Origin of the sequence: Deinococcus multiflagellatus (assembly GCF_020166415.1) — a bacterium.
Taxonomy (GTDB): domain Bacteria; phylum Deinococcota; class Deinococci; order Deinococcales; family Deinococcaceae; genus Deinococcus; species Deinococcus multiflagellatus.
In genome coordinates this window covers 194,377-200,452 of sequence record NZ_JAIQXV010000005.1, presented here as the reverse complement: position 1 = coordinate 200,452, position 6,076 = coordinate 194,377, and the positions used below count along the sequence as shown (strand labels likewise).

Here is a 6,076-nt window from a genome sequence, read left to right as displayed (position 1 = left end):
AGCTCGAGCCCATACCCCCGACTCCCTACGATCTTCATGCTCTTATTCTGACGAATGCTCTAAAACCAGCATGACGGGGGCAGGGGTCGGACTGACTTCTGCCCTCGCCTTCTGACAGCAAAGCGCCATTTGCAAAGGAGGGAGAGTATTTCTCAGACATGAGAAAGCCTGCTGGCACGCTGGCCTGCCAGATGAAAGCCCATTGGCTGACATCGCGTTGACAATTTCGTAAGAATTCAGGGGGGAAGATGGATCCCGGAACCCCGGTGGAACCGCTGCCAGCCGCGTGGCTGATCCCTTTTTCCAGGCCAGATGCCTGGAGGGGCGCGCCGTGTCCACCAGGGGAACGAGGAGCCCCATGAACCGACTGCTGACCCTGTGCCTGCTGGCCCTGTCCACCCCCGCTTCGGCCACCACCCTGACCGTCTGGAGCCACTTCACCGACACCGCTGAAGTCGCGTGGCTCAAGGCCCAGACGGCCAGCTACACCCGCCTCAGCGGCAACCAGGTCAAGATCGTGAACGTGCCGCTGGACAAGCTGGCCGACCAGCTGATCGCCACCGCGAAGAAGGGCAAGGGCCCGGACCTGATCGTCACGCTGCCCCAGGACCGCTTTGGGCAGCTGGTCACGGCGGGCGTGCTGGAACCCATGGACGCCTACGTGGCGCGCCGGGGCGAGTTTGACCGCACCACCCTCACCGCCCTGACCTACCGGGGCAAGCTGTACGGCCTGCCCATGTTCGCGGAGTCGGTGGCGCTGGTGTACAACAAGAAACTGGTGCCCACCGCGCCCACCAGCTGGAACGACTTCATCCGCGTGGCCCAGAAGAACACGGGCGGCGGCAAATACGGCTTCGTGACCGACCTGAGCAACGCCTACATGCAGTACGGCCTGATCAGCGCCTATGGCGGCTACGTGTTCAAGAACAACAGCGGCACGCTGGATGTCAAAGACATCGGCCTGGCCAACGCTGGGGCGGCCCGCGCCCTGAACCTGCTGAACGACCTGCGCTTCAAGTACAAGCTGGTGCCCGAAGGCATGACCGGCGACAAGGCCAAGGCCGCCTTCCTGAAGGGCGACGCCGCCATGATCGTCACCGGACCCTGGGACATGGGCGACATCAAGAAGGCGGGCATCAACTACGGCATCACGGCGCTGCCCACCCCTCCCGGCGCGCCGAACCCCTGGAGCCCCTTCGTGGGCGTGCAGGGCATCGTGATGAACGCCTATAGCCCCAACAAGGCGGCGGCGGCCGAATTTGCCCGTGGCATGGTGACGGGCGTGGCGCAGCTGTCCTTTAACCAGGCGGGCGGGCGCATTCCGGTGAACGTGAACGTGCGGCGCAACCTCGCGGCCAACCCGATTGTGAACGGCTTCGGGCGCGTGATCACCAGTGGCACCCCCATGCCCAACGTCCCCGAGATGGGGCAGGTCTGGACCCCCTGGACCGAGGCGATCACCGAGGGCGTGAAAAAGCCCGGCGCCAACGCCGCCGCCCTGCTGGAAAAAGCCGTGCAGACCATGAAGAAGAACATCAAGTAAGCGCAAGTAACAAGTCGTGCGGAAGGCGGCCCCTGGGAACAGTTCCAAGGGCCGCACCCGTTTCAGCCCCGTCCCGCCGCCTGCAGCAGCGCGTCCAGGCCGCCGTCGTAACCGTGCAACTGGGGCCACGCCGGGGGAAAGGGCTGGGTACGGGTGACCTCGTTGGGCACCACCACCACGCCCATGCCGGCCGCCACGGCGGCGGTGGCCCCGTTCAGGCTGTCTTCCACGGCGAGGCAGGCGGCAGGGTCCAGGCCCAGCCTCTGCGCGGCCAGCAGGTACAGTTCGGGGTCCGGCTTGACCCGGCGCACGTCGTCGCGGGTGGCCAAGGCACTGAAGTGGTTCAGCAGGCCGTGTTGCGAGAGCCAGCGCGTCACCCAGGCGTAGTCGCTGCTGGTGGCCAGCCCCAGCGCCAGCCCCCGGGCGCGCACCTCGTCCAGCACGGCGCGCACGCCGGGGCGCACGTCGGCGTCTTCCAGGGCGGCATGCACCGCTTCACGCAGCTCTTCGTGCACCGTCTCGCGCTGGGCCTGGACATGCCCCGGCAACCCGGCCCAGGGGTCAAAGGCGTCCCAGGTGCCAATGCCGCGCTGCCAGTCCTGCAGGTGCAGTTCGCGCCCGTGGCGGCGGTACAGGGCCTGCCAGTGCTGGAATTCGGGGGTTTCGGTGTCGAAGATGGTGCCGTCGAAGTCGAAGATCACGGCGCGCAGGGCGTTCATGGGGGCAGTGTAGGGGGCGGGTGCGTAAAGCGGACTTCACTTTCGGCGGACGTGAAGGCCGAGCCAAAGCCGCTACCCTCGGGGATATGGCCGACTGGGTGCAAAACCTGATGGACAGCATGGGCTACCTGGGCATCCTGCTGCTGATGATCCTGGAAAACATCTTTCCGCCCATTCCCAGCGAGCTGATCATGCCCTCAGCCGGCTTCGCGGCGTCGCGCGGGGACCTGAGCCTGCCCCTGGTGATTCTGGTGGGCACGGTGGGCAGCGTGCTGGGCACCCTGCCGCTGTACTACCTGGGCCGGGCCTTTGGCGAGGAAAAACTGGTGAAGTGGGCCGACCAATACGGCAAGTGGCTCACCCTGAGCGGCAAGGACATCCGCAAGGCCGACGACTGGTTCGACAAGCACGGCACCAAGGCGGTGCTGTTCGGGCGCCTCGTGCCGGGCATCCGCAGCCTGCTGAGCCTGCCCGCCGGCATGAGCGAAATGCCCATGGCCAAGTTCCTGATTTACAGCTCCATCGGCTCGGCGGTGTGGGCGTCCATCCTGGCGGGCGCCGGCTACCTGCTGGGCGAAAACTACGACCGCGTGGAACAGTACGTGGGCCCCGCCAGCAAGGTCATCCTGGCCGTGGTGGTGGTGGCCGCCATCGTGTGGTTCGTGCGGCGCAAAAAGGCCCAGGCGCAGGGATAGGGTGTGGGGGGTTGGCTGTGGGGTGTGGGCAAAGCGGCCCGCACCCCACGCGCCTTGCTGTTTTTCCTACACCCCACAACCCACGCCCCACACCCCTAATGCTCCAGCCGAATCCGGGGCAACACCCGCTCCAGCCACCCGGGCAGCCACCAGTTCCAGCGCCCCGCCAGCTTGAGGAACGCCGGCACCAGCACCAGGCGCACCAGGGTGGCGTCCAGCGCCACCGCCACCGCCAGCCCCAGGCCAATGCTCTTGCTGGCGACCACACGCCCGAACACGAACGCCGCAAAGACGATAAACATGATGATCGCCGCGCTGGTAATAATCCGGGCAGTGTGGCCCACGGCCAGCACCACGGCCTCGTCGTTGCTGGCGCCGCGCAGATGTTCTTCCTGCACCCGGGAGAGCAGGAAAATCTCGTAGTCCATGCTCAGGCCGAACATCACGGCAAACAGCAGCACCGGCAGGCTGGCGTCCAGCACGCCCACATCGGCGGGAATGCCCAGGGGACCGGCCAGGAACCCGTGCTGCACCACCAGGGTCACCACCCCGGCGGCGGCGGCCACGGTCAGGGCGTTCATCAGAATGCTTTTGAGGGGAATGAGCAGGCTGCGAAAGGCCACCATCAGCAGCAGGAAGGTGCCCGCAAAGACGGCGGCAATCACGGCCGGCAGCGCCCCGGTGATCGCGCGGCTGAATTCCTCGCCGCCAATGGGGGCCCCGCCCAGCAGGAAGGCGTACCCGCTGGCCTGCAGGGTCTGGCGCAGCTGCCGCTCGAACGCCGGAATCTCGGCGGCGGGCAGGTTGCGCTCTGGCACCACGGTCACGCGCAGCAGCGTGCGGTCCCCGCTGAACGAGCGCCGCGTGAGGACGCTGAGGGCAGCGAGGCCCTCGGCGTCGTTGCCGCCTGCGCTGGCCAGATCGGCTGGGGTCAGGAAGGGGCTCAGGACGCCCTTCACGCCGGGCAGGGCGCGCAACTGCTCTACCAGCGCCTGAAACCTCGCGCGGTCTTCGGGGCCGTAGCGCTGGCCCTGCAGGTCCAGCACCACCTCGAACTGGCTGAGCAGGCCGCCGGCCCCCAGGGCTTCCACGTCCTTCAGGGCGTCGCGGCTTTCGACCCCCGGGCTCAGGCCCCAGGCGCCCGCGTAGCCGGTGCGCATGGTCAGGGCGGGGGCGGCCAGCAGCAGCAGCAGCGCCGAGGACCCCAGCACCGCCGCCCAGGGCCGGGCGGTGACCCGGCGCGCAAAGGCGGTCCAGGCCGCCGAGGCCGCGCCGCTCTGGGCCCAGGTAAATTTGAGGATGCGCGGACTGTTCACCCGTTCGCCCAGCAGCGCCAGCAGGGCGGGCAGCACGGTCAGGCTGGCCAGCACGGTCAGCAGCACCGCCAGCACCCCGCCAATCCCAATCGAGCGCACAAACGCGATGGGCGGCAGAATCAGCCCCGCCATGGCAATCGCCACCGTCAGGCCGCTAAAGGCCACGCTGCGCCCGGCGGTCTGCACGGTGCGCGCGGCGGCGCGGCGGGGGTCCGGGTCGCGGCGCAGTTCCTCGCGGAAGCGGTTGACCATCAGCAGGGCGTAGTCAATGCCCGCGCCCAGCCCCAGCATGGTGATCACGCTCTGGGCGAAAGTGCTCACCTGCATCACATGGGTCAGGCCGTACAGGGTGGCCATCGCCACGCTGATGCTCAGCATGCCCACCGCCAGCGGCAGCGCCGTGGCGACCAGCGCGCCAAAGACCAGCAGCAGCAGCGCAGCGATCAGCGGCAGGGCCGTCAGTTCGCTGCGCTTGGTGTCCTGCTCGGCAAAGAAGGTGAAGTCGTCGGCAATGGCCTGCCCGCCCGTCACCCGCACGTCCAGCGCCGCGCTGTCCACGCCCGCCGCGTAGGCCCGCACGCGCGCCAGGGTTTCGCTGGCGCCGTCTTCCAGCGGAATCTGCGCCAGCGTCAGGGCCAGGGTGCCGGCGGCGTCCTGGGTGGGCAGCGGGCCCCCCGCCTGGGCGGGCACCACGCGGCTGACCCCCTCCACCCCCCGGAGCCCCTCGACAAACCGCTCGTAGGCCGCGCGGCCCTGCGCTGTGGTTAGGGGCGGCCGGCTGCGGGTGACCAACACCGCCGTGTTCGTGTCGCGCTCGCCAAAGCGGTCGCGCAGCAGCGCGGTGACGCGCGTGGCTTCGGCGTGGGTGAGGCCGCCCGCCGGGTCGGCGTTCAGGGCGGCAGGCGCGCGCGCCGCAAAAGGCAGGCTCAGCAGCGCCGCCAGCACCCACGCCAGCAGGGTCAACCACGGATGACGAGCCACCAGACGCCCCAGGGTCACCATGCCCGGAGTAGACCACGGCCCCCCGCCCCCCCGACTTCACCCAGGCTTACAGAAGCAACTGCCACCAACTTGCGCTATCTGTTGACAAGTGGTGCAATTTGCCGCAAGATAACCTCACCTGAGAGGAGGTGGCAGAATCACAGCATGACCACAGACGAGGTGCTCACGCTCGAAGAACTCGCCGCCTTCCTGAAGGTGAGCGAAACGACCGCCTACGCGCTGGTGCGCGCCGGCGAGGTGCCCGGACGCAAGGTCGGGCGGGAATGGCGCTTTCTGAAAGCGCGCGTGGTGGACTGGCTGATGCGGGCCGGCACCGAAGGGGACGACATGCAAGGAATGGGTTTTGTGCAGCGCGACGAGCTGGGCGGCGAATTCAAGCAGGAAGGCGGGCAGGAATACGTGGCGCTGTGGCTGCCCATCACCCGCGAGGAAAAGGCCGCGCAACTGGACAAAGCGGCGCGCGAGGGCGTGAATGTCAGTGAACTGGTGGCCAACTATCTGCGCGAGTGGGTCAAGGCGTAGGGCACAGAGGAAGATAGGAGGGGGCAGAGCCGCGCTTCTGCCCCTCTCTACTTCTCCTTGGCAGACGCCTTCTGACTGACGATGCTGCCCGTCAGCAGCAGCCCCCCGAGAAGAAGCAGGCCGGGCACCACAACGAACCACCGCCCCATATCCTCGCCGGAGCCCATCGCGGCTCCCCAGATCCTGCCCAGGCCATACAGCGTGCCCAGACCGCAGAGCACGCTCAGGAACAGCAGGATGATCCAAAGGGAAGCGGGGGGGTTCCTTCGACCGGGCATG

6 protein-coding genes are annotated in these 6,076 nt (G+C 67.9%); 3 read left to right on the top strand and 3 right to left on the bottom strand.

The window, feature by feature from the left end; translation table 11 throughout:
* The first annotated feature begins 358 nt into the window (after positions 1 to 358).
* Positions 359 to 1,543 carry a sugar ABC transporter substrate-binding protein gene (locus K7W41_RS09445; protein ID WP_224607296.1) on the top strand — a complete coding sequence of 395 codons (1,185 nt, stop codon included), beginning with the start codon at positions 359 to 361 and terminating at the stop codon, positions 1,541 to 1,543.
* 62 nt (positions 1,544 to 1,605) lie between these two features.
* Here K7W41_RS09445 and K7W41_RS09440 read toward each other — a convergent pair whose 3' ends face one another.
* Positions 1,606 to 2,262 (bottom strand): HAD-IA family hydrolase, encoded by a 657-nt coding sequence (locus tag K7W41_RS09440; RefSeq protein ID WP_224607293.1) that lies wholly within the window; start codon positions 2,260 to 2,262, stop codon positions 1,606 to 1,608.
* 86 nt (positions 2,263 to 2,348) lie between these two features.
* Between K7W41_RS09440 and K7W41_RS09435 the strand changes: the two genes are divergently transcribed.
* Positions 2,349 to 2,957, top strand: coding sequence for a DedA family protein (locus tag K7W41_RS09435; protein WP_224607290.1), 609 nt, complete (start codon positions 2,349 to 2,351; stop codon positions 2,955 to 2,957).
* A gap of 95 nt (positions 2,958 to 3,052) precedes the next feature.
* On the opposite strand, the gene K7W41_RS09430 is transcribed toward K7W41_RS09435, so the two are convergent.
* Positions 3,053 to 5,275, bottom strand: coding sequence for an MMPL family transporter (locus tag K7W41_RS09430; RefSeq protein WP_224607288.1), 2,223 nt, complete (start codon positions 5,273 to 5,275; stop codon positions 3,053 to 3,055).
* Positions 5,276 to 5,419: 144 nt separating this feature from the next.
* On the opposite strand from K7W41_RS09430, the gene K7W41_RS09425 reads away from it, so the two are divergent.
* Positions 5,420 to 5,797, top strand: a complete 378-nt coding sequence (locus K7W41_RS09425; RefSeq protein WP_224607286.1) for a helix-turn-helix domain-containing protein — start codon at positions 5,420 to 5,422, stop codon at positions 5,795 to 5,797.
* A 47-nt stretch (positions 5,798 to 5,844) separates the two neighbouring features.
* On the opposite strand, the gene K7W41_RS09420 is transcribed toward K7W41_RS09425, so the two are convergent.
* On the bottom strand, positions 5,845 to 6,075 hold the full coding sequence (locus K7W41_RS09420; RefSeq protein ID WP_224607285.1) for a hypothetical protein: 231 nt from the start codon (positions 6,073 to 6,075) through the stop codon (positions 5,845 to 5,847).
* Position 6,076: the final 1 nt, after the last annotated feature.

Excerpts from the sequence above, each read along its gene's own strand:
- K7W41_RS09445 (WP_224607296.1), top strand. The coding sequence starts at position 359 with ATGAACCGACTGCTGACCCTGTGCCTGCTGGCCCTGTCCACCCCCGCT.
- K7W41_RS09440 (WP_224607293.1), bottom strand. The coding sequence starts at position 2,262 with ATGAACGCCCTGCGCGCCGTGATCTTCGACTTCGACGGCACCATCTTC.
- K7W41_RS09435 (WP_224607290.1), top strand. The coding sequence starts at position 2,349 with ATGGCCGACTGGGTGCAAAACCTGATGGACAGCATGGGCTACCTGGGC.
- K7W41_RS09430 (WP_224607288.1), bottom strand. The coding sequence starts at position 5,275 with ATGGTGACCCTGGGGCGTCTGGTGGCTCGTCATCCGTGGTTGACCCTG.
- K7W41_RS09425 (WP_224607286.1), top strand. The coding sequence starts at position 5,420 with ATGACCACAGACGAGGTGCTCACGCTCGAAGAACTCGCCGCCTTCCTG.
- K7W41_RS09420 (WP_224607285.1), bottom strand. The coding sequence starts at position 6,075 with ATGCCCGGTCGAAGGAACCCCCCCGCTTCCCTTTGGATCATCCTGCTG.